At 52.0% G+C, this 23,446-nt stretch carries 27 protein-coding genes; 8 read left to right on the top strand and 19 right to left on the bottom strand.

Annotated features, from left to right (window positions below; genetic code table 11):
* Positions 1–31: 31 nt before the first annotated feature.
* The 3 genes from NSS64_RS11500 to NSS64_RS11490 form a co-directional block, all read right to left on the bottom strand.
* Positions 32–1,375, bottom strand: coding sequence for an ABC transporter substrate-binding protein (locus NSS64_RS11500; protein WP_341140144.1), 1,344 nt, complete (start codon positions 1,373–1,375; stop codon positions 32–34).
* Between the two features lie 187 nt (positions 1,376–1,562).
* Positions 1,563–2,780 carry an MFS transporter gene (locus tag NSS64_RS11495; RefSeq protein WP_340940442.1) on the bottom strand — a complete coding sequence of 406 codons (1,218 nt, stop codon included), beginning with the start codon at positions 2,778–2,780 and terminating at the stop codon, positions 1,563–1,565.
* A gap of 82 nt (positions 2,781–2,862) precedes the next feature.
* On the bottom strand, positions 2,863–3,630 hold the full coding sequence (locus tag NSS64_RS11490; RefSeq protein WP_341140143.1) for a DUF1836 domain-containing protein: 768 nt from the start codon (positions 3,628–3,630) through the stop codon (positions 2,863–2,865).
* Positions 3,631–3,745: 115 nt separating this feature from the next.
* On the opposite strand from NSS64_RS11490, the gene NSS64_RS11485 reads away from it, so the two are divergent.
* Both NSS64_RS11485 and NSS64_RS11480 read left to right on the top strand, forming a co-directional pair.
* A complete protein-coding gene (locus tag NSS64_RS11485) occupies positions 3,746–5,068 on the top strand; it encodes a hemolysin family protein (protein ID WP_341140142.1) in 1,323 nt (440 codons plus the stop codon).
* An 86-nt stretch (positions 5,069–5,154) separates the two neighbouring features.
* Positions 5,155–5,439 (top strand): hypothetical protein, encoded by a 285-nt coding sequence (locus tag NSS64_RS11480; RefSeq protein WP_341140141.1) that lies wholly within the window; start codon positions 5,155–5,157, stop codon positions 5,437–5,439.
* A gap of 89 nt (positions 5,440–5,528) precedes the next feature.
* Here the strand turns inward: NSS64_RS11480 and NSS64_RS11475 are convergent, their stop codons facing one another.
* Both NSS64_RS11475 and NSS64_RS11470 read right to left on the bottom strand, forming a co-directional pair.
* On the bottom strand, positions 5,529–5,945 hold the full coding sequence (locus NSS64_RS11475; RefSeq protein ID WP_341140140.1) for a GNAT family N-acetyltransferase: 417 nt from the start codon (positions 5,943–5,945) through the stop codon (positions 5,529–5,531).
* Between the two features lie 59 nt (positions 5,946–6,004).
* Positions 6,005–6,364, bottom strand: coding sequence for a VOC family protein (locus tag NSS64_RS11470; RefSeq protein WP_341140139.1), 360 nt, complete (start codon positions 6,362–6,364; stop codon positions 6,005–6,007).
* Between the two features lie 148 nt (positions 6,365–6,512).
* Between NSS64_RS11470 and NSS64_RS11465 the strand changes: the two genes are divergently transcribed.
* Complete coding sequence (locus NSS64_RS11465) at positions 6,513–7,865, top strand: TrkH family potassium uptake protein (protein WP_340993112.1); 1,353 nt, start codon at positions 6,513–6,515, stop codon at positions 7,863–7,865.
* Positions 7,866–8,089: 224 nt separating this feature from the next.
* Here NSS64_RS11465 and NSS64_RS11460 read toward each other — a convergent pair whose 3' ends face one another.
* Positions 8,090–8,371, bottom strand: a complete 282-nt coding sequence (locus NSS64_RS11460) for a hypothetical protein (protein WP_036695355.1) — start codon at positions 8,369–8,371, stop codon at positions 8,090–8,092.
* Between the two features lie 162 nt (positions 8,372–8,533).
* Here NSS64_RS11460 and NSS64_RS11455 point away from each other — a divergent pair, with 162 nt between their 5' ends.
* The 3 genes from NSS64_RS11455 to NSS64_RS11445 all read left to right on the top strand — a co-directional run bounded on the left by NSS64_RS11455 (position 8,534) and on the right by NSS64_RS11445 (position 11,740).
* The gene (locus tag NSS64_RS11455; RefSeq protein ID WP_341140137.1) at positions 8,534–9,778 is read left to right on the top strand and encodes an aminopeptidase; all 1,245 of its coding nucleotides are present in this window, start codon (positions 8,534–8,536) and stop codon (positions 9,776–9,778) included.
* Positions 9,779–9,829: 51 nt separating this feature from the next.
* On the top strand, positions 9,830–11,059 hold the full coding sequence (locus NSS64_RS11450) for an aminopeptidase (RefSeq protein WP_341140136.1): 1,230 nt from the start codon (positions 9,830–9,832) through the stop codon (positions 11,057–11,059).
* A gap of 504 nt (positions 11,060–11,563) precedes the next feature.
* Positions 11,564–11,740 carry a hypothetical protein gene (locus NSS64_RS11445; RefSeq protein WP_155991496.1) on the top strand — a complete coding sequence of 59 codons (177 nt, stop codon included), beginning with the start codon at positions 11,564–11,566 and terminating at the stop codon, positions 11,738–11,740.
* A 156-nt stretch (positions 11,741–11,896) separates the two neighbouring features.
* Here NSS64_RS11445 and NSS64_RS11440 read toward each other — a convergent pair whose 3' ends face one another.
* From NSS64_RS11440 to NSS64_RS11425, 5 genes are all read right to left on the bottom strand, one after another.
* Positions 11,897–12,589, bottom strand: a complete 693-nt coding sequence (locus NSS64_RS11440; RefSeq protein ID WP_341140135.1) for an AlkZ-related protein — start codon at positions 12,587–12,589, stop codon at positions 11,897–11,899.
* 88 nt (positions 12,590–12,677) lie between these two features.
* Complete coding sequence (locus NSS64_RS11435; protein ID WP_341140134.1) at positions 12,678–12,962, bottom strand: hypothetical protein; 285 nt, start codon at positions 12,960–12,962, stop codon at positions 12,678–12,680.
* Positions 12,963–12,985: 23 nt separating this feature from the next.
* The gene (locus tag NSS64_RS11430; RefSeq protein WP_341140133.1) at positions 12,986–13,345 is read right to left on the bottom strand and encodes a HesB/IscA family protein; all 360 of its coding nucleotides are present in this window, start codon (positions 13,343–13,345) and stop codon (positions 12,986–12,988) included.
* 29 nt (positions 13,346–13,374) lie between these two features.
* The gene (locus tag NSS64_RS32740) at positions 13,375–13,707 is read right to left on the bottom strand and encodes a winged helix-turn-helix transcriptional regulator (RefSeq protein WP_445667789.1); all 333 of its coding nucleotides are present in this window, start codon (positions 13,705–13,707) and stop codon (positions 13,375–13,377) included.
* The gene (locus NSS64_RS11425) at positions 13,664–15,070 is read right to left on the bottom strand and encodes an MFS transporter (RefSeq protein WP_341140132.1); all 1,407 of its coding nucleotides are present in this window, start codon (positions 15,068–15,070) and stop codon (positions 13,664–13,666) included. Before NSS64_RS11425 ends, NSS64_RS32740 begins: the two co-directional genes overlap by 44 nt.
* A gap of 167 nt (positions 15,071–15,237) precedes the next feature.
* On the opposite strand from NSS64_RS11425, the gene NSS64_RS11420 reads away from it, so the two are divergent.
* Positions 15,238–15,897, top strand: coding sequence for a helix-turn-helix transcriptional regulator (locus NSS64_RS11420; protein ID WP_340940422.1), 660 nt, complete (start codon positions 15,238–15,240; stop codon positions 15,895–15,897).
* 37 nt (positions 15,898–15,934) lie between these two features.
* Here NSS64_RS11420 and NSS64_RS11415 read toward each other — a convergent pair whose 3' ends face one another.
* The 7 genes from NSS64_RS11415 to NSS64_RS11385 form a co-directional block, all read right to left on the bottom strand.
* Positions 15,935–16,519, bottom strand: coding sequence for a TetR/AcrR family transcriptional regulator (locus tag NSS64_RS11415; protein ID WP_341140131.1), 585 nt, complete (start codon positions 16,517–16,519; stop codon positions 15,935–15,937).
* The gene (locus NSS64_RS11410; protein ID WP_341140130.1) at positions 16,512–17,240 is read right to left on the bottom strand and encodes an MBL fold metallo-hydrolase; all 729 of its coding nucleotides are present in this window, start codon (positions 17,238–17,240) and stop codon (positions 16,512–16,514) included. Before NSS64_RS11410 ends, NSS64_RS11415 begins: the two co-directional genes overlap by 8 nt.
* Positions 17,241–17,316: 76 nt before the next feature.
* A complete protein-coding gene (locus tag NSS64_RS11405) occupies positions 17,317–17,598 on the bottom strand; it encodes a hypothetical protein (protein ID WP_341140129.1) in 282 nt (93 codons plus the stop codon).
* Between the two features lie 94 nt (positions 17,599–17,692).
* Positions 17,693–18,469 carry a phosphate ABC transporter ATP-binding protein PstB gene (gene pstB / locus NSS64_RS11400; protein WP_036695365.1) on the bottom strand — a complete coding sequence of 259 codons (777 nt, stop codon included), beginning with the start codon at positions 18,467–18,469 and terminating at the stop codon, positions 17,693–17,695.
* 51 nt (positions 18,470–18,520) lie between these two features.
* Positions 18,521–19,417, bottom strand: coding sequence for a phosphate ABC transporter permease PstA (pstA, locus tag NSS64_RS11395; protein ID WP_036726586.1), 897 nt, complete (start codon positions 19,415–19,417; stop codon positions 18,521–18,523).
* On the bottom strand, positions 19,414–20,247 hold the full coding sequence (gene pstC, locus NSS64_RS11390; RefSeq protein WP_442792645.1) for a phosphate ABC transporter permease subunit PstC: 834 nt from the start codon (positions 20,245–20,247) through the stop codon (positions 19,414–19,416). Before pstC ends, pstA begins: the two co-directional genes overlap by 4 nt.
* 165 nt (positions 20,248–20,412) lie before the next feature.
* Entirely contained in the window at positions 20,413–21,360 is a 948-nt protein-coding gene (locus tag NSS64_RS11385) for a phosphate ABC transporter substrate-binding protein PstS family protein (protein WP_340940417.1), read from the bottom strand.
* 259 nt (positions 21,361–21,619) lie between these two features.
* Here NSS64_RS11385 and NSS64_RS11380 point away from each other — a divergent pair, with 259 nt between their 5' ends.
* A complete protein-coding gene (locus NSS64_RS11380) occupies positions 21,620–22,537 on the top strand; it encodes a LysR family transcriptional regulator (protein WP_341140128.1) in 918 nt (305 codons plus the stop codon).
* Between the two features lie 37 nt (positions 22,538–22,574).
* Here NSS64_RS11380 and NSS64_RS11375 read toward each other — a convergent pair whose 3' ends face one another.
* Positions 22,575–23,411, bottom strand: coding sequence for a class I SAM-dependent methyltransferase (locus NSS64_RS11375; RefSeq protein WP_341140127.1), 837 nt, complete (start codon positions 23,409–23,411; stop codon positions 22,575–22,577).
* Positions 23,412–23,446 lie beyond the last annotated feature (35 nt).

Genomic DNA, 23,446 nt, shown 5'->3' with positions numbered 1-23,446 from the left:
TGCACTCAATGGCTCTCTCGCTCCTCTGTATTTATTTGGCCTTGTCCAGTATGGCGTTAGAACCGGAGATGAACTGCTCGCTTACCTGCGGAATGCCGGCCTGACCGAAGGAGATCTGCTCGCTGGCGCTCTTGAAGTTCTTATCAATCTCCGAGAAGCCCTGCGGGTAAGGCGGGTCAATATCACTGGAATGCTTGGAGACCACATCGATAAAATCAAAGATTAACTGCTCCTCGGCGGTAAGCGACGGCTTCAGCTGCTCCCGCACTGCGGAATTGACCGGCACTCCCCGTTCAGCCCCCAGAATAGCGGTGCCTTCCGGATCATTGACCATGAAGTCGATCAGCTTCGCCACCTCCTTGGGATACTTGGTCTTGGCATTCCCGGAGATGAACTGGCCGGGCTTCAGATATTCGCCGATCTTCTGCTCCCCTTCCATATGCGGAATCACCTGCATCTTCAGCTTCTGGCTCTGATCCTTCAGCACATTCTGATAGGTAATCAGCTGGTTGGACCAGGCAAAATCAAGGGCAGACTGGCCAACGGACAGCGGCCGGGTCTCCAGAGCATTCGTCATCGCGGCAGTTACTTCTGCCGTTGTAGCGCCGCCGCTGTCCCGCAGCTCCTGCCAGTAATTGAACCATTCATGGATGACCTCCCGGGAGACCCCGAGCTTATTCCCGGCGAACAGGCCGCTCCCGTTCTGGCGCACGAATACCTCGAAGATGTTCGTAGTGCCCGAAATATCCGGCGTACCATAGTAGCCGTTGCCTTTCTTCTTAGCAATCGTATTCGCCATCTCCGCAAAATCCTTCCACGTCCATGACTCCTGCGGCTCCGCAATTCCCAGCTCCTGAAGCACGGAAGCATTATAGACAACGCCTGGAGCGTTCACTCCAAGCGTAACGGCGTACAATTTGCCGTCAATGCTTCCTGCCGAGAGCATGCTGCTGTCATGGTCCTCCGTCCGCAGCGTTCCATCCCGGGTATAAGGCGTCAGGTCAAGCAAGGTGCCGCGCTTGGCATAATCGGACAGAAACGCATAGTCCATCTGAATGATATCCGGAGCATTCGAGCCTGCCACCTGGGTAGACAGCTTATCGAAATAGCCGTCCCAGCCGGAATATTCCGGCTTAATCGTGATGCCCGGATTCTTCTCCTCGAAGCGCTTGATCATCTTGGTGGTCAGATCGTGGCGTGTCTGCGAGCCCCACCAGGTCATACGCAGCTCAATTGCAGGTGCCGAACCCTCTGTCTTGGAAGAAGCCTTAGCGCCGTCCGGTGCATTCGATCCGCCGGATGAGCATGCAGCCGTAGTCATCAGCAATATGGAGCTTAGAAGCAGTACAAGTCCTTTGGTCCCCTTGATTGTCATCTGTTGCCTCCTCGAATTTGTGAAGTAAGCGGTTACATGAATGATTATACGGAACGCCCTGCATAGGGTAAATCCAGAAAAGTAAGGGGTTATATCAAATAAGTAAGACAAAAGCCAGCCGGAATCTTCCGGCTGGCCTGTTAATCCTGGTTAGTTCTGTTAAGTATGAATCTATTCCGTAAGCAGTCTACTCTAGCTCCAGTCCCTTCGTTTCTTTCCCCAGAAACAGGACCGCCAGAGCGCCGATTACAATCGTGACGAAGAAGATCATGAAGATGGAGCCGATCCCGACCGCCTTGCCGACCAACAGGCCAACCAGTGTTGGGGCAATAATGCCGCCAATCCGTCCAAAGGAGGTGGCGAGTCCGGCGCCTGTGGAACGGATCTTTGTCGGATACAGCTCAGGCGTGTAAGCATACATCCCGCCCCAGGCTCCCAGGTTGAAGAACGACAGGCAGATTCCGGCAGCCATCAGCATGCCCTCGGTCGTGGAATTCCCGAACCAGGCAGCGCTAACGGCTGTCAGCAGCAGGTAGATGACCAGTACGAACTTGCGGCCGTATTTCTCGATGAAATAAGCGGCGGTGAAGTACCCCGGCAGCTGGGCGAGTGTCATGATCAGCACATACTCGAAGCTTTTGACCAGACTGAAGCCCTTCAGCACCATTACCGTCGGCAGCCACAGGAACATGCCATAATAAGAGAAGACCACGGTGAACCACAGAATCCACAGCATGATGGTCGAGCGGCGGTACTCTGCCGACCAGACTGCCGCTACACGCTTCTTCAAGGGCACTGGAGGTGCTTTCTTGATCTCCGCGAACTTCGGTGAGTCATCGATTGCCCTGCGCAGATAGAGCGCATATAGCGCCGGTACCGCCCCGATGGCGAAGGCGATCCGCCAGCCGTAATCCGGAATGACGAAGTAAGCAATCAGCGCCGACAGAATCCAGCCCACCGCCCAGAAGCTCTCAAGCAGCACAACAGCACGGCCTCGTTCCTTGACCGGCATGCTCTCGGATACCAGCGTAGAAGCCACCGGCAGCTCTCCGCCCAGCCCGAAGCCGGCAATGAAGCGCAGCACACATAATACTGCATAACCTGCGGCGAATGCCGACAGTCCGCTTGCAATCGAGAAGATCAGCAGCGTCCAGAGCAGCACCGATTTGCGGCCGAAGCGGTCCGCCATAATTCCGGCTGCGGCTGCACCGACCGCCATCCCTACCGAGTTAATGCTGGTTAAATAGCCGATCTTTTCCGGTCCCAGCGACCATTCCTTGGCTAATGCAGCCACGACGAACGAGATCATCCCTACGTCCATTGCGTCGAACATCCAGCTTAGACCTGCACTGAAGAGCAGCTTCCGCTGCTTCCGATTCTGCAGCAGCGACATTTGATTCCACATGACTTAAGGCCCCTCTCCCCTGATTCCGGCTAATCCAATAATTCCTGATTAGTATCACTTACACATTCTAGAAGCGGATGATTCAAAAATCAAGGAATAACACCGCATTGAAATATTGCCGGGCCATCGCCTGAAAATAACAGGTCTGCACCGAGATCGCAGCGATCAGCAGCATATTCTGCACCGCATCCCGCTGCCCTCTGCTCAGGTGGCTGAGCCGCTTCATCATTCTGTCCATGGCGGACTTGATGGCGCTATCCGATTTCCACAGGTATTCCTTCGGATTTCCGGTTAGAGCCTGTCCTTGCGCCGGAAGCGGGGAACGGGTCTTAATCTCCTCGAACAGCTCGGCATACCCGTGATACAGCTGTGCCGGCTCCACCAGATCATCGTCATCACGCTCAGGCGCCAGGAACAGCATACGGAAGAGCTGTCTGATGCTCTCGAAATCAAGCGCAGCCTTCAGATCATCTATTATAAATAGAATAGCCGCCTGATTAATGGAGTACTTCTTCCCTTCACGCGGGGACCCGAGATATTCCTTGAAATCGCGCTTCACCCAATTCTGCATAGCAGAGACGGATAAAGTGGAATACTCAATCAGACCGCCAAGCGAAGCAATTTCACCCAGGGACAGCCCTTTGACGCCGCCGCCTTTGATCAGCTTTTGCAGAATCGGGGGGATATCCGTAGACAGAAAAGCGGGCAGGCTTGTCCCCTCCCGCACCTCGTCACGGTGGAACTTGGTCCAGGCTTCCTGCAGAATATGGAGCGGCTTCCGCTCCGAGTTTGGCCCTAGAGACAGTAATAGTCCGGACATCTCTATCCGGCTAAGTGTAAAAGCTTCCATAGCTGGCAACCCTCCACCATTTGATATTTCAATGAAAAGTTCGTACAATAGGTTCATATGAACTCATAATATGAGTATAACCTATTTTAGGGACGAAAGGGATGGTAAAGATTATATGGGTATAGGACTTAGTTTGACGCTCGTGGCAATTTTGATTATTTTAACCGCATTTTTTGTAGCGACGGAGTTTGCAGTAGTGAGATTACGGGGAAGCCAGGTCAGCCAAATGGTGCTGGACGGCAAGAAGAACGCACTGGCAGTACAGCGGGTAGCCGCTAACCTGGACGGATATTTGTCCGCCTGCCAGCTCGGTATCACGATTACTGCACTCGGGATTGGGGCATTGGCAGAGCCTGCTTTTGAGCAGCTGCTCATTCCATTGTTTGATCTGGCTGGTGTGAGTCACAACGTTAGTAAGCCCATTGCTTTTGCATTGGCCTTCATTATCGCCACCTTCCTCCACGTCGTGGTCGGAGAGCTTGCACCGAAGACCGCCGCTATTAATATTCCGGAGAAAATTGGTCAGATTACCGCACCGCTGATTATTTGGTTCTACAGAATATTGTACCCTTTGATTTGGTTCATGAACGGTTCCGCCAACCTGCTCGTTCGTATGTTCGGCATGAAGCCTGCCAGTGAACACGGTGACGCGCACAGCGAAGACGAAATCCGCCTGATCCTGTCCGAGAGCTATGAGAGCGGCAAAATCAACAAAGCGGAATATGGTTATGTTAACCGTATTTTCACCTTTGATGAGATGCTCGCCAAGGAGATTATGGTTCCCCGGACAGACATGGTCTGCCTGTTCACTGACCATTCGCTGCAGGAGAATATCGCGATTATCCGCAAGGAGCAATATACGCGTTTCCCTGTGGCCGACGGCAGCAAAGACAATATCATCGGCATGATCAACACCAAGCAGCTGTACCTGCAATATGACAACAACCCGGATTTTGATTTCAAAAGCCTGATTCTTCCGATTCTTACCGTATCTGAGGTTACACCGGTGAAGACCCTGCTGACCCGTATGCAGAAGGAGCGTGTGCATATCGCCCTGCTGCTGGATGAATACGGCGGTACCTCCGGTCTGATTACGATTGAGGACATTCTGGAAGAAATCGTCGGCGAGATCCGCGATGAGTTCGACGGGGATGAACGCAGAAATGTCGAGAAGCTGAGCGAGACTCATTATCTGTTTGACGGCAACGTGTCTCTCCTGGAGATTAAGGACCTCACCAAGCTTGATTTCCACGATGAGGAAGTCACTACCATCGGCGGATGGCTGTACAGTCATCTGGAAGAACCTGTGGTCGGCAAAAGCCTCACTTATGAGCATGTCACCCTGACCGTCCGCGAGATGAACCGCCACCGTATCTGCAAGGTGGAGATCCTGATTGATCTTCCGGTCTCTGAAGATTCTGCTGTACGCAGCGAGTAACCATATGCTGTAAAGGAAAAGGCGCTTCCCGTGAGTTATCGGGGAGCGCCTTTTTTCTTATTTTAGGAAATTATAGTTTCTTTCTTTTGTGGATAAGGGAGGCACAGAGACCGGGGGCGCCGCGTTGGCCGAATGTAATCGAAAAACCGATTACATTTGGATCGGGGGCGCCACGTAGGCCGAATGTAATCGAAAAACCGATTACATTTGGACCGGGGGCACCACGTAGGCCCAATGTAATCAAAAAACCGATTACATTTGGACCGGGGGCACCACGTAGGCCGAATGTAATCGAAAAACCGATTACAATTGGACCGGGTGCGCCACCTAAGCCGAATGTAATCGAAAAACCGATTACATTAAGCAAATGAGGGGTACTCCTGCCCCTGAATTCACCGGATGCCCTTGAAGTGGGCGATTTCCGTTCAGTTCCTCCTGGAGGTTGAAGCGATATGTATTTTTAGAAAAGCTTGCTTCCCTCTCCGTCGTACCCCAGACGCTCATAGAACCGGTGAGCATCCTTACGGATGCTCTTGCTTGACAGCATCACCTTAAGTGCACCTCTGGCTGCGGCAGCCTCTTCTGCGAACCGCAGCATGGAGGCTCCTATTCCCTTGCCCCGAAGCTTCTCGATGATGACAAAACGCTCTATCACCGCGAACGGACGGTCACCGCTAAGCGCATCCATACACAGATGCAGATGAACCGTACCGGCAACTTCCCCGCCCTCTACATAGACAAACAGCAGACTGTCCGGATTATCGGCAATTTGACTTATTCTTTGGGGGGACACATGAATATCGCTGGAATCCGGCAGCAGAATCCGGTATAAGCCCTCTATGCCGGCAGCGTCCTCCGCCCGTGCTTCTCTTATCATCTATAATCCTCCCCTTAACAATAATTAATGAGATTAACCTTTATAATTAATCTCATTAATTAATTGATATAACGGCAGATCATTAACACGTTTCCGTCAGGGTCCTTGAAGTTAAACCAGTGGTCATTCTCAATATCCGTAAGGATCTCTGCCCCGCTGGCTTTGACATAATCATAGGCGGCATCAATATCATCGGTAAGCAGATGGAAGGACGGCACCTTCAGCACGGCTTCGGCTGTGAATATTTTGCTGTCCAGTACGATCCCCGGCCCCTGCATCGGCACCTCATACAGATGCCCGAATAATACTTCACCGTCAAGCGGCAGTCCGAGCAGACTGCAATACCAGTTCTTGGACCTTTCGATATCACTAACCGGGATGAAGACAGCGCCAATCTGATTGCGTATCGGACTTGTCACAGCAGTATAGCCTCCTCATAGAGTGCAAGTTGTTGAATCCTACAGCCTTTAATGATTTCGATAAAATATGTCAATTTCCTGCCTGTTTAGGGATGAGAATATAAGTTATGCTATAATCTTGTCAGATCCTATCCCTATTGTCAGGAGAATGAACTTGGCTAACCTTTTCTTTGGGCATTTGAAGCTGACGCCGCCCAAAATACTATCGCTCGGCTTCGTGCTGCTGATTGCTGCCGGAACCCTGCTGCTGTCCCTGCCTGCCGCTTCTACGGGCGGAAGAATCTCGTTCATTGATGCGCTGTTCATGGCGACCTCTGCGACCTGTGTAACCGGACTTGCCGTCATCGATACGGGTACGCAGCTCTCGACCTTTGGACAGATCGTGCTGCTGGTGCTGTTCCAGTTCGGCGGTCTTGGATTCGTAACGATGGCTACGCTGATTACGCTGGTGCTGAACAAACGAATCTCATTGAAGGAACGCCTCTTGCTGCAGGAATCCATGAACCAGAATTCCATGCAGGGGATCGTGAAGCTGATCCGCCGGGTTCTCATCTATTCCCTGGTGATTCAATTAACCGGGGCCATTCTGCTGGCTGCCAGATTTGTAGTGGATATGCCGATAGGCAAAGCAGCTTATTATGGACTTTTCCATAGCATCTCCATCTTCAACAATGCGGGCTTCGATCTGTTCGGCGACGTTCACGGGCCATTCAGCGGTTTAACACGCTATGTGGAAGATCCTATTGTGAATATTACCTCCATGCTGCTGATTTTCCTCGGCGGTATCGGCTTCATTGTATTGTCCGATGTGATCGATTATCCCAAGCGCAAGCGGCTGACACTACATTCGAAGGTCGTGCTCGCAACTTCAGCAGTGCTGATTCTGGTCGGAGCTGTTGTCTTCTTCTGGCTGGAGCTGAACGCTACACTGAAGCCGCTGCATGCCGGAGGCAAGATTATGGCCTCCTTCCTGCAAGCTATTACGCCCCGTTCCGGCGGGGTGACAACCATTGAGATTCCGCTGCTGCGGGAATCCACCCAATTCCTAATGATTCTGCTGATGTTCATCGGGGCGGCTCCCGGCTCTACCGGCGGCGGAATCAAGATTACCACCTTTGCCATTCTGGCCAGCACCGCCTACGCCAAACTAAGGGGCAAAGAGGATATCGTCATGTTCCGCCACCGGATCTCGAAGGAGAATGTATACAGGGCTATTACCATGACCCTGCTCTCCCTAATGCTGGTGGTCATCTCCACCATGCTGCTGTCAGTCACAGAGAGCGCAGATTTCCTGAGCGTATTGTTCGAGGCGGTGTCCGCTTTCGGCACTTCAGGCATCACTATGGGACTGACCACAGAGCTGACCACGACCGGCAAGGTGCTGGTAATCATTCTTATGTTCGTGGGCCGGACCGGACCGCTTACTCTGGCCTATGCGCTTAAGCCGAAGAACAGCAAAGAGTTATACCGTTATCCGGAAGGCAATATCACCATCGGCTAAGGGCAGCGACTATTAAGAACAAAATCACCCATACGGGTGAATGAGATTACCTTCGCGCCAGCAGAATGTATGCTGTTTTCCGCATACATTCGGGCCACACGCCTGCACGCCACTTATACGTAACAGAAGAAAATCATAATCTCCTCTACTATTAAAAATGCGACCCTGCCCGTCCAAGGCAATCAGCCGGGACGGGGGTCGCATTGTTATATCCGCAAGTAAGCTTAAGCTTCCTCTTCCGGGATCTCTTGGGTATCCAGCGCTGCATCCAGCAACTGATTATACAGATCATCGTCATTCTCCAGCAGCGCATCCACTTCCAGGAACTGCTCCTCACTCCCCGGCTCCCCGGCGAAGCTCAGGCTGTAATCCCATTCGGTTCCACGGGAACTGTAGAAAGTAATCTCATAAGGGGAACGGTGATTCTCTAATGTAAATACCGTTCTCCCTACAAAACTTCTATCCTCTACGCGTTTCATTTCTGCTTTGGTGATTTCCAGGTTCATCCTCTTTCCTTCCTTTCATCTGATCATGCCCACAATATTCAGTATAACATTGATATGTCAGCATTTCTCTTTCCTTTTGCGCTGTAATTGACTTTTTTCATCCGGCGGTTAATAATTTAGTACAATGCTTATATAGAGCTAAAAATAATGGTAATGGAGGAAATGTCAATGACTGAAACAGAGCTTCAGGACAAGCTAAGTAAATATGCTGATTTGGCGGTTCAAATCGGTGTGAATGTTCAGCCGGGACAAATCCTGGTCGTGAACGCACCGATCACTGCGGCTGAGTTCGTCCGCCTGATTACGGCCAAGGCGTATGCCATCGGCGCCAGCCAGGTTAAGGTGAACTGGAGTGACGAGTTCATCACCCGCCAGCAGTTCGAGCATGCGTCGCCCGAAGTATTCACCAAAGCCCCAACCTGGTTTGCCGGTGAAATGACTGAGCTTGCAGAGAATGGTGCCGCCTTCCTGTCGGTCATTGCCGAGAACCCGGATGCCCTCAAAGGCATTGAGCCTGAGCGGATTGCGAACTTCCAGAAGACCCGGGGCGCAGCGCTTACGAAATACCGTGAATTGCAGATGTCCGACAAGGTTAGCTGGAGCATTGTAGCGATTCCTTCCCAGCCTTGGGCAGACAAGGTGTTCCCTGAAATTCTTGCTGACCAGCGTGTAGACAAGCTGTGGGAAGCCATCTTCCATACTGTCCGTCTGGACCGTGAGGACCCCGTTACCGCCTGGCAGGAGCATCTCGACACGCTTGAGTCGAAGGCTAATGTTCTTAACGCGAAGAAGTACGCCAGCCTGCATTACATAGCACCTGGAACTGACCTTAGCATCGAGCTGCCTGAAGGCCATTTATGGGCGCAAGGGGACAGCATAAATGCCAAAGGTCATTCTTTTGTCGCCAACATGCCAACGGAAGAAGTGTTCACAGCTCCGCTGAAAACCGGCGTTAACGGTACGGTCCGCAGCACGAAGCCTCTCAGCTACGGCGGGAATATAATTGACGGCTTCTCGATCACTTTTGAACAGGGCCGGATTACCAGTGTGAGCGCTGAGCAGGGCCAGGAAGCCCTTGAATATCTGATCAGCCTGGATGAAGGCGCCAAGTATCTGGGGGAAGTCGCACTTGTGCCGCATCAGTCGCCGATCTCGGAATCAGGAATTCTCTACTTCAATACCTTGTTCGACGAGAATGCCTCTAACCATCTGGCTATTGGCACCGCCTATGCCTTCTGTCTGGAAGGCGGCAAGGAAATGAACCAGGATGAACTAACCGCCCGCGGCCTCAACAACAGTGTAACCCATGTCGATTTCATGATTGGCTCAGCCGAGATGGATATCTACGGAATTACCGCTGACGGTGCGCGTGAGCCGGTCTTCAAGAAGGGCAACTGGGCCTTCTAGACCCCTTATAAGTTATTGCATTTCATTAGATGATGAATGGAGCTGAAGCTATTGCTGGATTTCAACCAAAAGCTGGAGAATTACGCACTGCTCGCTGTAAAGATCGGCGTTAATATTCAACCCGGCCAGACCCTTGTCGTGAATGCGGATATCGTATCGGCTGCACTGGTCCGCCTGATTGTACGTCAGGCCTATGAAGCAGGTGCGAAGCTCGTCAAGGTTAACTATTCCGATGAATTCGTCACCCGTACCCGCTATGATCTGGCGCCGTCCGAGAGCTTCCTGGAGCCGCCGAAGTGGCAGGCCGATGAGCTGGAGGATCTGGCACGGGGCGGAGCGGCATTCCTGACAATCATCTCCGCGAATCCGGACTTGCTGAACGGAGTAGATGCAAGCCGCATTGCGGACCATCAGAAGACTGCCGGCCAAGCTATGGCTCCGTACCGCGAGATGCTGATGGCTAACCAGGTCAGCTGGACCGGCCTCGCCTTCCCATCCGCCTCTTGGGCCGCGAAGGTGTTCCCGGACGCTGCACCTGAGCAGCAGATCGAACTGCTCTGGGACGCCATCTTCAAGGCCGTGCGCGCAGACCAGGAGAATCCGGTGCAGGCCTGGAGTATCCATCTGGCCGGTCTGAAGCAGCGCTGTGAGCTGTTAAACGCGAAGAAATACCGCAAGCTGCACTACACGGCTCCGGGCACCGATCTGACGATCGAATTGCCTGAAGGCCATATCTGGTGTCAGGCCGGTGCGGTGAACAGCCGCGGCATGTCCTTCCTCGCGAACATTCCGACCGAGGAAGTATTCACTGCTCCGCTGAAGACGGGTGCGAACGGCACGGTCCGCAGCACGAAGCCGCTCAGCTATGGCGGCAACATCATCGACCGCTTCAGCCTGACGCTGGAGAATGGTAAAGTTACAGACTTCACCGCTGAAGTGGGCCAGGAAGCCCTCGCTTCCCTGCTGGCCATGGATGAAGGTGCCGCCTACTTCGGTGAAGTGGCGCTTGTACCCTTCCACTCCCCAATCTCGGAGAGCGGCATTCTCTACTACACCACCCTGTATGACGAGAATGCTTCCTGTCATCTGGCACTTGGCGCTTCCTATGCCTTCACCCTGCAGGACGGCATTAACATGACCAAGGAACAGCTGGTGGACATGGGCATGAACCAAAGCCTCACCCATGTGGACTTCATGATGGGCTCCCCGGAGATGAATATCGACGGAATTGCCGATGACGGCTCCACCGACCCGATCTTCCGTAATGGAGATTGGGCCTAAGCTTAATATTTATACTATGAACGGGACCCCGCTATTTCCTCTTGAGGAGTGGCGGGGTCTTTGTTTTTACCAGGGGACTTTTCCCCTAAGAATGCTATGCGATGAGAGTGCTATGAGATTTAATGAGTGACAAAGTGGCTGATTGCACTTTCTGCAATAGATTTCACGGAAACTACGGTTAAAACACCTTCTGCTGTATTTCGTACAACAGATTTCTGGATTTCAGCTCAAAACCCCCGTTTTCTCAAAATTCTAGTGTATAAAGTGCAAGAGATTCATTTTTTCGGCGAAAATAGCGCTCATCTATTGTATAAAGTGCAACCGAAGGTGAAGTTAAGTGGGTCAAAGCAACTCAAACAGCCCAAATGTGAACATTCAGTCAAAGAATTTTCACAATATTGTTGAAATTAGTTCACAAATATGTCACAATACAATTATAGATAGTGTTTACAGTTCCAAAAGAGGAATGTTTTAGTCCATGAATAATCTAAGGAGGGAATTCTGATGAAAGAAACTTTCACTCATGACAACACGGATTCTATGGAAACAGAACGTCTGGAAGTCCAGGCTCCCAAAGACTTAAGTATCGTTGCCTCCGACGCTATCAAGTACACCGCCTACATCATGCTGCTGTTCGGATTCCTGTACTTCCTGGTTGCCTACCTTGGCCCTATGCTGTAAGGCTGCAATATACACAAGATACGTAGGACAATCACATATTCGTAAGCGCTTACGGCCGGTCTCCTGCGGGAATGAGATTAGCCGTTTTTATTTGTCTCCCCTGTCAAAACGCCAAAAACGGCAGCCCTTTTCATATGAAGGACTACCGTTCTTTGTCTATTTCCAGCCCAGAGCCTTATTGATCCAGGCAACTGCCTCCGGTGCCCACGCGTCTTCCATTCGCGAGCGCAACCAGGCTATCGCCTCTTCTCTCGATCCCTCAAACGGCGGAATGCCCGCTTCATGCATCCAGTGCCCCGAAGTTTCAAAAGAGGTGCTGTTCCAGCCATTCGGCTCTCCGTCCGCATTCACCCGCTGCTTCACGCCGGAGATTACGATATCCATAGACCCTTGCAGCTCCGTTACCGCATTGTCAAACGCCGTCTTCTTCTCCTTGGCCTTCATATCAGCCATTGACCGCAGCTGGCGTGTCTCAATTCCCTCATCCGCCCGGATAATCTCCAGCAGAGTCAGCGCTTCTCTCGTGGCCAGGCCGCTCTGATACCGCTCTTCCAGAGACTGCTGAGGCCCGGACGCTGCCAAGTAAGCCGGAAGCCACTCGCGGGATACGAGCACGGCTTTTTTCTTGATGAATTTTCCATAGCCGGCTAAGCCTTCTCCGGGAAATCTGACCCGCCAGCGCCAGGGGTCCAGCTCTGTATCGGTATGCCAATTCTCCGCCAGCGTCAGCCCGTTCACAGACGGATGCTCCGGGATCAGGGGTGCCAGCGGCACAATCCCCAGTCGGGCGACTACCTCAGCCATCTCTTCATAGGTGGTTACATTCTCTTGCTTACCTGCTTCGCCCACGTAATTCAGCCTCCTAAGTCAATCTGGCTTGTACACCAAATTAAGCTTATCATTATAAATGAGCAAATTCACTTCCTGCATATGCTCATTAGGAGATTTTGTTTAAAAATATACCATTTTCATTACAGCCAATCTGAAAATGTTCATCCTGTAAAATCCAGGCATCTGTTTTTTCAACAAAGAAATGAAAGCCTCCGATAGATTGAACCAATGCCGGATCGATCGGTGTAGCACTTGCATTTAGGCCAATCGTAAAAGCATCTGAGCCGCCACCTGCATATTTTGCATAAATTCTTACATATTGGGCCTCTGTCAAACCCCATTCATCCTTAAAAGAATCAATAGCTTGTTCCGTTACTTCAAATGATATCATCCCTGTTCTCTCCTTTCCCCAGGTTAATCACATTTTTTAACTTCCCCCCGATAGTTAGCCATCCGAAAACTGGCCCCGCATCCACATGAGGCTTTGGCATTAGGGTTATTCATGGTGAATCCGCCTATCATTCCGCTTTGTTCATAGTCAATTTCAAGACCGTCAATATATGGAATACTCTTCGTGTGAACAACTATACTGAACTTATCTTTATGGAATACCATATCCTCCTCTGTCTGCTGCTCATCCAAGACAAGGGTATAAGATAATCCGCTGCATCCCCCTTCTTCAACACCTACTCTAAGAAAAGAGTGCCGGGTATCAGCGGTTAACAAGATTTGGGCGATTTTCTCTGCTGCGATCTCACTGACCTCAATGTTCATCTTCATTCCTCCTCGTTTACAAGCTTAATTTAGTTTTGGCTACCCCAGTCCATTAAACAAGGTATGAACGTAGCAAGAGCCGCTCCTTTTGGTGTAAGTTCATACATGGTTTTTGTAGGGCGCTGCGGACTGGTTCTCTTGACCAGATTATGATGTTGAAGCTCCTTTAAACGCTGGGAAAGGATTCTTTGCGTAATGGAAGGGATACTCCGGTTGATTTCACTAAATTTCTTCGGACCGTAAGAAAGAGTGAATAAGATGTGGATCGTCCATTTAGACCCGATGATGTCAAAGGCTATAAGAAGTTTCTCCCTATCCTCATTGGACAATGACAGGCACACCCTCTTTCTTAGGATCAGCATTCTTGATGGATGGCTGTGAGATCCGGGTGCTGGCAATGATGCTAATAACGATCAACAAGAGATGGAAGCCCATGGCTGCAATTAAGCCGGATTGCAGTGACATTCCGCCAGCCTGACACACGACGAGGATGGAACCGCCAATCCCGATAACTACGCCGGGTGTAAAAGAATCCGCGAATTGCAGATTTGCCGAGGTTTGGCCCACGCCGCCTTCCCCTGTTTGGGAAAAGGCTACAACACCGCTAATCGGATGCGCCAATCCAATACCAACTCCTGCGATGATCTGACCCATAACTGCAACGGTAACGGACACAACCGGTATCCAAAATACGATGGCAATCCCGATGGCAAGCAGCAATACCCCAAGAATAATTCTCATATGACGTCCACGGCCCTGATCTGCCGCATCCCATCGTCCTTGCAGATACGCAATGATACACCAGCTTAATGCAGCACTCGCTACGATTAAACCGGCCTGAGAAGGTGTAATTCCTTTCACATTAATTAGAGCCAATACCAGGAAATTCTGTGTGCTGGTATAGGCAGCGAAGAACAACCCGCGTGTAGCCAGAATCGCCGGCATCCCTCTTCGCAGCGTAAGCGTTCCCTTCGGCAGCAATTGACGGAGCGGAAATATCATACCTACGAGGCCAATCATGACGAATACAAATCCCATCGTGCCCGGAAGCATACCTAGACCAACCAGGAAAAGACCTGTACCCATCGTTAAGAGTAACGCCATCCAAGTGGATGAAGATCCGCTAGCCTCTCCCGTCTGCTGCACTTTCAATTTCCTGAACGCAGGTAAACTAAGCACTGCTGAAACAACCAGCACAGGTAAAATCCCCCAGAAAACAAACCGCCAGGACCACTGGTCTGCTATAAGACCTGCTACATATGGACCGAGCATGGACGGAAGGACATAGGCTGTACCAAAGGCTCCAAGGATCTTGGCACGTAACTCATCCGGGTAACTTAAGGATATGGCTGTATACACACAAGTCATCATAGCTCCGGCACCCAAACCCTGCAGGGCCCGTGATCCTATCATGATATACATATCGCCTGCTGTTGCGGCAGCGACCAATCCTGCGATAAACAACAGAAGTGCATAAGTGAATGGTGCTGCAGGTCCTCTTTTATCTATGATTCGACCGACGACCAGCGTTCCGATAATCTGCGCAAGCAGGTACGTACTGAATATCCATCCGAACAGGCTAAGCCCGTTCAAGTCTCCGGCAATCGAAGGAGCAATGGTAGTTACGGATAGACCTTCGAATCCAACGGCCATCACGGACAGGATAATCCCTATGGATAGTGCAAAATAACGCGGGCTGAAAATACTTTGATGATTAGACGACATGAATGGTGACCTCCAAGGAAATTGGTATGTATACATCGTATCCGGATACTTAGTAAACATTTTTGTTTATAAAGTCTAGGCTACAGTCCGGCTTTGACTTTGTCAACATTTTTGTTTAAAATGTAGGGAGTGATGTGAATTCAGTTGCTGCAAAAAGGAGGTGCACCATGAGCCGGAATGAAATCAAAAAGGATGTCTCCACCCGTACCCGAAGAGCGATCATTGATCTGTTAAAGGAGCGTGGGGGCATGGATGTTATGACCCTCTCCGCTCATTTTTCGCTGTCTGGAATGGCTATTCGCCAACATTTGAATGCACTGAAGGAAGAGGGATTGGTTACGAATGTGGAAGAGGCCCGTCCCATGGGCCGGCCCACCAAGCTGTGGATATTAACACCAGCAGCTAATCGTTTTTTTCCAACCGGATATTCGGATTTATCCATCAGCCTCATTAATTCTATGAAAGAAGCTTTTGGCAATGAAGGGCTGGACAAGCTGCTGGATGTTCGAAATAAAAAGATGCAGGCACAATATCTTCAGCATCTTGGCGATGCATCGGATGTTAGAGAGAAATTGGAGAAGCTGGCCGAGATTCGAACCAATGAAGGTTATATGGCCGAGGTTAAGACGCAGGAGGATGGCAGTCACTTGTTCATCGAGAAACATTGTCCGATCTGTGAAGCTGCTGCTGTATGTACCGGGTTATGCAAGAATGAGCTGCATTTATTTAAAACGGTGCTAGGAGATGATGTTCATATTGAGCGAGGGGAGTACATTTTAGCGGGAGGCAGAAACTGCAGCTACACCGTTAGGCAAAATAAGCCGTGACAACAAGAGCAACCTCACTTGGAGATTGCTCTTTATTTCATTTGACGCTGTCTGCGTCCGATCCCATACAGCGGATTCCCGCAATATAGGTGTTAATCAGCCGGGTGAGCGTGACATTCAGGTCCAGCGGCATTCCAAATCCGCCCTGGTGCTCCAAGGTGGAGAATCCGTGCAGTATACTCCGCAGTCCACGGACGGCATGCAGATTGCCTTCCTCCTCCAAGCCGAATGCGGATATCACCTGGATGATGAGCGACAGGATCTTCCCTCCCGCCGCTTCCAGAGCGGTGTCTCCTTGTTCGGGTGCTTTTAGCGTCGTCTGGTACAGCCCCGGGTGCGCTCTGGTGAATCCGATGTAAGCCTGACTCATGGCATGTACTGCAGCCTCTCCGCTTAGCCCCTCCGTTGCCTCCGATATGACCTCATACAGCTGCTCCAGGCCATATACCGCCATCAGTGTACGCAGCCCAGCAAGCCCGTTGATGTGATTATAGAGTGACGGGGAACGGACACCCAGCTTCGCGGCAAGTGCAGCCAGCGTCACTTCTTCAATCCCGTATTCATCCGCCAGCTCTGCGGCAGCCAGCACCAGCGTGTGCGTGTCCAGACCTGCTCTAGCCATGTACTCTCTCTCCTCCCTTTAACTGTCCTTCAGCCTCCGAAGCCGCCCGCTTCATCGCCTCCACCGGAGCTATAAGCAGATCACCATGTCCTACCGCCAGTACAGAAGGGGCAAGATCAATCAGCCTGTAAGCACTCACCAAGGCCTGTTCGGGGCTCCAAGTCGCCATAGCCGGAAAAGGAAACCAGGCGACCTTCTTGCCGGACACTGCCGTGGCCCGGAAGGTCTGGAACGCATCACCAACGATCAGCGCTCCACTGCGCCGGTCCTGAAAAGACATCGACCCCGGCGTATGTCCGGGAGTGCTGAACGCTGTCAGCGAGCCGATGCTATCGCCCTCATGCAGCAGAATGTCGGGGCGGGTCACTATTTTGGCGGGTACACTGCCCTTAATAGGAGTCTGCAGCTCACCGGCTCTGAGCGAGCGGTCACCAGCCAACAATGCAGCATCCCGCTCCGAGATATAGACCTTAGCCTCCGGCACCTGTTTCTTCAAGGCATCAAGCGCTCCGACATGATCCATGTGGCCATGAGTCAGGATGATGCGGGTCAGCGGCTTACCGAGCTTGGCGGCCTGACTCAGAATACCTTGCAGACTGTAGGACATTCCCGCGTCAATAAGTGTAAGCTCCTGTTCTTCCTCGATCAAATAGCAATTCACTGGAAAAATACGCGGCAGCCACGTAAGCTGATGCAAACTGCCTTCTCGTGTCACTCTCAATGTAAAGCCCTCCTCAAAACTAATCTTATTAGTTAAAATATAAACTAATTATATTAGTTTTGCAAGAGATATTTACTCATACAAAAGTGAAGGGCTTAGGCAGGGGTGTGGCGACATCCAGTCTCTGCTCCTCGCTCCGCGCAATGTGATCGGTTTTTCGATTACATTGGGTCCGCACGCCCTCGCGCAATGTGATCGGTTTTTCGATTACATTGGGTCCGTCCCCCTCGTCCTGGCGCAATGTGATCGGTTTTTCGATTACATTGGGTCCGCCCCCCTCGTCCTGGCGCAATGTGATCGGTTTTTCGATTACATTGGGTCCGTCCCCCTCGCGGCCGATTATCTCCTGAACAGCCAAAAACACCACCCGCAATGGATGGTGTCCTGAACGATCAGTGTGATCGAATTTGTCTATTCCCTTCTATACGCGTCCCGGCTGGCCCGTCTCCCGATCAGCCAAACCGGCCCATAATGTACTCCTGCGTCATCTGGTTCTCGGGGTTCGTGAAGACCTTCTCGGTCTTGTCGTATTCCACCAGGGAGCCGAGATAGAAGTAGGCGGTATAATCCGAGATCCGCGCGGCCTGCTGCATGTTATGGGTGACGATCACGATGCGCAGCTCTTCCTTCAGCTCCTTGATCAGCTCCTCCACCTTACCGGTTGATACCGGGTCAAGGGCCGAAGCCGGCTCATCGAGCAGCAGGATCTGCGGGTTGACCGACAGCGCCCGCGCGATACACAGACGCTGCTGCTGTCCGCCGGACAACGCCAGCGCGGAATCCTTTAAGCGGTCTTTGACCTCGTCCCACAGGGCGGCGCGGCGCAGACTGCTCTCGACAATTTCATCCAGCGCCTGCTTGCCCTTGATGCCATGATATTTCGGGCCGAAGGCGATATTATCGTAGATCGATTTGTAGAACGGATTGGGCTTCTGCCATACCATTCCGATCTTTTGCCGCAGCTTAATTACATCCGTGCCTGTAGCATTGATATCGACACCGTCAATCCAGATGCTGCCCTTGGTCGTAGAGCCGGAAATATCGTCATTCATCCGGTTCAGCGAACGAAGAAAGGTTGATTTCCCGCAGCCCGAAGGGCCGATCAATGCGGTTACCGTATTCTGGGCAAAAGGAAGGCTGATCCCCTTCACCGCCTCATACGTGCCATAATAAATACTCAGATCCTCCGTTTGAAATGATTCGCGTACGACTGGCTCTGCGATTCCCATCTTAGTTCCTCCTACAGACTCTTTTTGAAAAGCGGATTGCCTTGTCTATTCTTAGCTCATTCTCTTGGATGCGGTAAGCTTGCGGTAGATGAATCTGCCGAAGTAACGGGCCGCCAGATTGAAGATTAATACGGTCAGCACCAGGACGGCTGAAGCACCCGCTGCGATCTGAAGTGCATCCGGTGCCAGGCCTTCACTGTTGACCTTCCAGATATGCACCGCCAGCGTCTCCGCCGGACGGAACGGGTTCAGCGGCGAGGACGGGCTAAGCGGATTCCAGTTGCTGAAGTCCAGGCGCGGGCTGCTCATCCCTGCCGTGAACATCAGCGCGGCCGCTTCACCGAACACGCGGCCGGCCGACAGGATCGTGCCGGTGATAATAGTCGGCAAGGCTACCGGGAGCAAGACCGAGGTAACGATCTTCCACTTGGACAATCCGAGCGCGAAGCCTGCCTCCTTCTGCTGCTTAGGTACCGTGCGGAAGGCTTGCTCCGTAATACGAACCATCAGCGGAAGGTTGAAGAAGGTTAACGCGAGCGCACCCGAGATCAGGGAGAACCCGAGATTGAAGGTGTTGACGATCAGCAAGAGACCGAACAGACCCACGATGATCGACGGGAAGGACGACAATACCTCCACGACCAGACGGATGAAGTTGGTCAGCTTGCCGGGACGGGCATACTCTGCCATGAAGATTCCGGCACCCAGCCCCAGCGGCACGGTGATAATTAGGGTCAGCACCAGCAGGAACAATGAGTTGAACAGCTGCGGCCCGACGCCTCCGCCTGCGCGGATCTTTTGCGGCGCGGAGGTCAGGAAGTCCCAGCTAATATGATTGAAACCGCGGATCAGGATATATCCGAGTAAGCTAACCAGGATGGCTACGATCAGCAATGCAAAGGTAACGATAACGACAGTGGCTATTTTATTCGCAGTTCTCGGCTTCAAATTTTATTTCTCCTTTCGAGCATTCTCACCAGCAGGACGAATACGAAGGTCATCAGCATCAGCACCAGCGCCATACTCCACAGCGCATTGTTCTGCGGTGAACCCATTGTTGTATTCCCCATGCCCAGCGTGATGACACTGGTAAGTGTGGACGCGGACTCGAACAGGGAGTGTGGCACGAACGGCGCGTTACCGATAACCATCTGCACGGCAAGAGCCTCGCCGAAGGCGCGGGCCATACCAAGCACTACACCCGTCATAATCGCCGGGAAGGTCGTCGGGAGAATGACCCGGGAGATCGTCTGCCAGCGTGTGGCACCGAGCGCAAAGGAGGATTCTTTCAAGTTTTGCGGCAATGAAGCAAGCGCGTCTGCAGCCACGCTGGTAATCGTCGGCAGAATCATGACCGACAGCACTAGCGCGCCTGCAGCCACCCCGATGCCCTGTCCGGGCAGCGTATCCCGCAGAAATGGAACAATGACGCTTAAGCCTACGAACCCGTAGACAACAGATGGAATGCCTGACAGCAGCTCGATGACCGGCTGCAGCAGCTTTTTACCCCAGCCCGGCACAATCTCTGTCATGAAGAGCGCAGCGCAGATACTGAGCGGACTTGCGATAAGCGCGGCCAGCAGCGTGACCAGGAAGGAACCCGAGATGAACGGGAAGGCTCCATAGGAAGGTGTATCTGCTTCAGGCGACCACTTCGTGCCGAACAGGAATTCTGAGACCTTGACCTCACCGCTCACGAAGTTGGCCACGCCTTTGGAGGCTACGAAATAGACCATGGATATAATAATGACAATGAGCAGCAGCACGCAAAAGGACATATAAATACGTCCGATTAAATTTTCTATATGATGTTTTTCCAGCCGCTTGTTTGTTGGTTGTCCCCTCAAGATGCTCCCTCTTTCTAAAGTGAAAAGAGAGGCAGAGTTTATCCGCCTCTAATCACATTAAAGTTGAAATCAATTAACCTTGCGAACGGGTGAAGCTTATTTAGGTGTTACAGTACCTGCAACATCACGCGATACCTGCATTTTGGAAGCCGGAATGTAGCCAAGCTCTACCACATCGCCAGTCTGTACTTCATCCGTCAGGAAGTAATCCAGGAAGGCTTTTACAGTCTCATTGGGTTCACCGTTAGTGTACATGTGCTCGTAAGCCCATACCGGATATTTACCGGCCACTACGTTGTCTACCGAAGGCTCAACGCCGTCATAGTTTAATGTTTTCACGGAATCATCCAGGTAGGACAGTGCCAGATAACCGATAGCTCCTGGTGTTTCGCCGATCATTTTCTTAACCGTACCGGAGGAATCCTCTTGAATTGAACCCTTCAGATCCTCTGTCTTGGTGCCAAGAGCAAAGCTCTCGAAGGTAGCACGGGTACCTGAGCTTGCCGGACGGTTGATGATCTGGATGGCCTGGTCTGCACCGCCGACCTCTTTCCAGTTCGTGATTTTACCTGTGAAAATATCTACCAGCTGCTGCTTGGTCAAGCTGTCTACGCCTGCCGCCGGGTTGCTTACTGCCGCAATCGCTACAACCGCCACCTGATGATCTACCAGTTCAGCCGCCTTTGCTGCATCCTTCAGCTTCTCTTCGGCGAATACGTCCGAGTTCCCGATATCGACTTGCTTCTCGGAGACCTGAGTCAAGCCCGTTCCGCTGCCGCCGCCCTGAACCTGAATGTCCACGCCTGCATTCGCATCCATGAATTTCTCAGCTACCTGCTCTACGAGCGGCTGAAGTGCTGTGGAGCCTGACGCCAGAACCGAACCGCTTAGCTTCGCACCGCTGCTGGTTTCTGTGTTTGTAGCAGCCGGTGTATTCCCTCCGTTATTGGTTGTTGCCTTATTTCCCCCGTTGTTGCCGCATGCTGAAAGTGCCAGTACGCTGGTAAGAGTCAAAGCCATGATCCACGATTTTTTGAATTGCATTGTTTGTTTTCCTCCTAAAGGTTTTGTGAGTGTCTGCTGCGTTCCTTCTGCTTCGTACAAAACTCACTCGGGAAGCATTATTGTGTGTCTATCAGCTTCTCTTCTGACTCTTCTTATTCTAGGACCCGTTCGTTAGATAAAAGTACTGAGTTTGTAAACCGAAGGATAAAAGTTATAATATAAATTGAATAATTAAATAGATAAAATCTATATCGAAACAACAATAGGGGGTTTTTTGCCCCCTCCCGGAGGAATCTTCATGAACCTTGTAAAGCTGCAAATCTTAGTTCTCATTGAAAAATATAAAAAAGTAACGGATGTAGCCGCCGAGATGAACCTTAAGCAGCCTACCGTCTCCTTCCATATGAAAAGTCTGGAGAGTGAGCTTGGCGCTTCCCTCTTCCAGTACCGGAGCGGCCGGGTCCTGCTGACGGATGCCGGACGCGCCTTGTATCAATATGCGGTCCGCATTGTCTCGCTGAGCGCCGAGGCCGAGCGGACGGTCAAGCAGTTCACCTCGCTCGCCTCGGGGAATTTGGAGCTTACCGCCAGCGATATCCCTGCCAGTTATCTTGTGCCCAAACTGCTGTCCCAATTCACACAGCATTATGACGGGATCGATGTCTATTTGTCCGTGCTGCCGGATGACGCCATCCGGGAACGTCTGCGCAGCCGGGAGATCCAGCTCGCCGTGCTGCACAGTACAGAGGGCCAAGACGATACCTTCCATACGCAAGTGATTGCTGAAGAGGAGACGGTGCTGGTCTTTGCGCCGGAGCATCCCTTTGCGGCGGAGCAGGAGCTGACCGCCCAAGCCGTAGCACGCGAGCCTTGGGTCCAGCATGAGGCCGCCTCCTTCCTGCGCGGAATCTCCGACCAGTGGGCACAGCTCAATAACGTAAGGGTATGGAACCATGCGGTGCTGGGCTCGCCGGAGGCAGTCAAGGGGATGCTCTACACAGGCAGAATGGTGGGCGTGTTCTCCCGCTCCGGGATTGAGGGTGAAGTATCGGCAGGCCGTCTGGCCTACGCCAAGCTGCCGGGAATCCTTCCGGCTGACGGGTCTTTTGTGCTGGCTTGGCGCAAGGACTATACGCTGTCTCCGCTCCAGCAGGCTTTTGCCGGGATGGCGGCGGATTCAGCACAAATAAACGGTATCCCCGGAGCGCCTGTGTAACTGCGCTAACGGGGATACCGTGTGATGGTGAACCTTATTATCTTTTGACAGCAACCAGGGTGAAGGTCTTGGGAATTCCCTTATCGTACACATCCGACGACAGGTTGGGCTCCTCCACCAACTCCTTAATCACCAGTCCGCTGGCTGCGGCAGCAGTAACCAGCTCGCCCAGCGTCCAGCGCCGCCAGTAGACGACATTCGGCTTGTCCGCCTCCGATGCTGCTCCTGAAGAAGGCATGTATTTGGAATAGGATACCTGCTTCTCTTCAAGCGCCGTATCGAAATAATCCCCGCTCACCTTATGCTTACGCACCTTGGCCGTCGACCCCTTGGAGGAGATCAGCTTGGTCGTTACCGGATGGAAATCCCGCAGCACGAACGTCCCGCCCGGTGCCAGCAAGCGGTAGGCCGTAGCCATGAACGGAGCCAAATCCGTAAAATAATGAACAATCCCCATTTCGGCAAAAACCGTATCAAAAGAGCCGTTCAGATGCGCTTCAGGCAGCTCCAGGACATCCGACACTATATATTCTAGCTGCACCCCAGCCTCCTGCGCGAGTTCTCCGGCATAACGGGCATTGGCCTCAGAGAAATCCGCTACAGTCACCTCAGCCCCCAGCAGTCCCAGTGCCACCGCCTTCATGCCGTTAGAGCCCATCAGATTCATGATCCTCCGGCCCTTCACTTCACCGAGATAGGTGTTCAGCGGATACAGCTTCCCCGCAGGGTCCTTCGACAGCTTCTCCGCAGCCTCCGCAGGGGTTCCGAACCGGCGGGTCCAGGCGGCAAAGGTATCCTCATTCCACAGCTCCTCACTGGTAGGGGCCGCCTCCTTATTGAGGCCATCCGTTTCATTCTGATTAGGTTCATTCATTGCTTTCGTTACCCCTTTATCTAAGTTCTATAAAA

This window comes from Paenibacillus sp. FSL H8-0122 (genome assembly GCF_038005345.1).
In the GTDB taxonomy this organism is placed as follows: domain Bacteria; phylum Bacillota; class Bacilli; order Paenibacillales; family Paenibacillaceae; genus Paenibacillus_AQ.
Note: the sequence above shows the minus strand (reverse complement) of the source record. Positions and strands in the feature narration are given on the sequence as shown.

Excerpts from the sequence above, each read along its gene's own strand:
- NSS64_RS11415 (WP_341140131.1), bottom strand. The coding sequence starts at position 16,519 with ATGGCTAGAGCAGGTCTGGACACGCACACGCTGGTGCTGGCTGCCGCA.
- NSS64_RS11380 (WP_341140128.1), top strand. The coding sequence starts at position 21,620 with ATGAACCTTGTAAAGCTGCAAATCTTAGTTCTCATTGAAAAATATAAA.
- NSS64_RS11500 (WP_341140144.1), bottom strand. The coding sequence starts at position 1,375 with ATGACAATCAAGGGGACCAAAGGACTTGTACTGCTTCTAAGCTCCATA.
- NSS64_RS11485 (WP_341140142.1), top strand. The coding sequence starts at position 3,746 with ATGGGTATAGGACTTAGTTTGACGCTCGTGGCAATTTTGATTATTTTA.
- NSS64_RS11425 (WP_341140132.1), bottom strand. The coding sequence starts at position 15,070 with ATGTCGTCTAATCATCAAAGTATTTTCAGCCCGCGTTATTTTGCACTA.
- NSS64_RS11385 (WP_340940417.1), bottom strand. The coding sequence starts at position 21,360 with ATGCAATTCAAAAAATCGTGGATCATGGCTTTGACTCTTACCAGCGTA.
- pstC (WP_442792645.1), bottom strand. The coding sequence starts at position 20,247 with ATGTCCTTTTGCGTGCTGCTGCTCATTGTCATTATTATATCCATGGTC.
- NSS64_RS11455 (WP_341140137.1), top strand. The coding sequence starts at position 8,534 with ATGTCAATGACTGAAACAGAGCTTCAGGACAAGCTAAGTAAATATGCT.
- NSS64_RS32740 (WP_445667789.1), bottom strand. The coding sequence starts at position 13,707 with ATGCTGATCCTAAGAAAGAGGGTGTGCCTGTCATTGTCCAATGAGGAT.
- NSS64_RS11430 (WP_341140133.1), bottom strand. The coding sequence starts at position 13,345 with ATGAACATTGAGGTCAGTGAGATCGCAGCAGAGAAAATCGCCCAAATC.
- NSS64_RS11375 (WP_341140127.1), bottom strand. The coding sequence starts at position 23,411 with ATGAATGAACCTAATCAGAATGAAACGGATGGCCTCAATAAGGAGGCG.
- NSS64_RS11495 (WP_340940442.1), bottom strand. The coding sequence starts at position 2,780 with ATGTGGAATCAAATGTCGCTGCTGCAGAATCGGAAGCAGCGGAAGCTG.
- NSS64_RS11490 (WP_341140143.1), bottom strand. The coding sequence starts at position 3,630 with ATGGAAGCTTTTACACTTAGCCGGATAGAGATGTCCGGACTATTACTG.
- NSS64_RS11465 (WP_340993112.1), top strand. The coding sequence starts at position 6,513 with ATGAACTTGGCTAACCTTTTCTTTGGGCATTTGAAGCTGACGCCGCCC.
- NSS64_RS11460 (WP_036695355.1), bottom strand. The coding sequence starts at position 8,371 with ATGAACCTGGAAATCACCAAAGCAGAAATGAAACGCGTAGAGGATAGA.
- NSS64_RS11435 (WP_341140134.1), bottom strand. The coding sequence starts at position 12,962 with ATGATATCATTTGAAGTAACGGAACAAGCTATTGATTCTTTTAAGGAT.
- NSS64_RS11420 (WP_340940422.1), top strand. The coding sequence starts at position 15,238 with ATGAGCCGGAATGAAATCAAAAAGGATGTCTCCACCCGTACCCGAAGA.
- pstB (WP_036695365.1), bottom strand. The coding sequence starts at position 18,469 with ATGGGAATCGCAGAGCCAGTCGTACGCGAATCATTTCAAACGGAGGAT.
- NSS64_RS11475 (WP_341140140.1), bottom strand. The coding sequence starts at position 5,945 with ATGATAAGAGAAGCACGGGCGGAGGACGCTGCCGGCATAGAGGGCTTA.
- NSS64_RS11445 (WP_155991496.1), top strand. The coding sequence starts at position 11,564 with ATGAAAGAAACTTTCACTCATGACAACACGGATTCTATGGAAACAGAA.